Here is a 706-nt window from a genome sequence, read left to right on the forward strand (position 1 = left end):
AGGATCAAGGGCGTGCCGCAGGTCGACGATGCCTATGCCGTCGAACTGCGCAAGCAGGCCTTCCCGAACACGATCAAGTTCCTCGACTGGATCTGGCCATCGGAGGTCGCGAGCGCCACGGCTTCGGCAATCGCCGGCATCGTCGGCGGCACCACGACGCCCGAAGACGCCGCCGCATCGATCCAGACCATCTTCGACGACCTCAAGGCCCAGGGCAGCTGGCCGCCCAAATGAGGCCCTGAAGTAGCGCCTGCAAGCGAGCGCCCATCCAGCCGGGCTGATGCGCCAGGAAAGAAGAACAGAGGCTGCCTGCTTCGGGCAGCCTCGCCCATCGGAGAGAACACATGACGACACATCGCGCCGAACGGCAGCGCTTCTCGATCGGTTACCATCTGAACAGCTGGGACCTGACCGGCCTTCCGCTCAGGCCAGCCATCAAGTTTCTCGCCGACCAGGGCTTCGGCTGGTTCGAGATCCTCGCCTTCACCAGCCTGTCGGACCAGTACGCCCGCAAATACATGCAGCTCGGCAATCAGGCGCCGATGGGGGTGACCACCGACACCGACATCTTGCGGCGCTATGCGCTGCTGTCGGAAGGCCAGAGCGAATATGGCATCAAGCTCTCCTCCTTCTACGTCAATGCGATCTTCACCAACCCCGTCGCCTGGCCTTATGAACGTGACGTGCTCGTCGGGCTGACCAGGAT

At 63.0% G+C, this 706-nt stretch carries 2 pseudogenes; both read left to right on the forward strand.

Annotation, left to right across the window (positions count from 1 at the left end):
• Positions 1 to 234, forward strand: a pseudogene (locus tag EN914_RS37325) (ABC transporter substrate-binding protein); the annotation flags it as partial.
• Positions 235 to 344: 110 nt separating this feature from the next.
• Positions 345 to 706: pseudogene (locus EN914_RS37330) on the forward strand (sugar phosphate isomerase/epimerase); the annotation flags it as partial.

The organism is Mesorhizobium sp. M7A.F.Ca.CA.001.08.2.1 (assembly GCF_003998455.1).
Classification (GTDB): Bacteria; Pseudomonadota; Alphaproteobacteria; order Rhizobiales; family Rhizobiaceae; genus Mesorhizobium; species Mesorhizobium ciceri.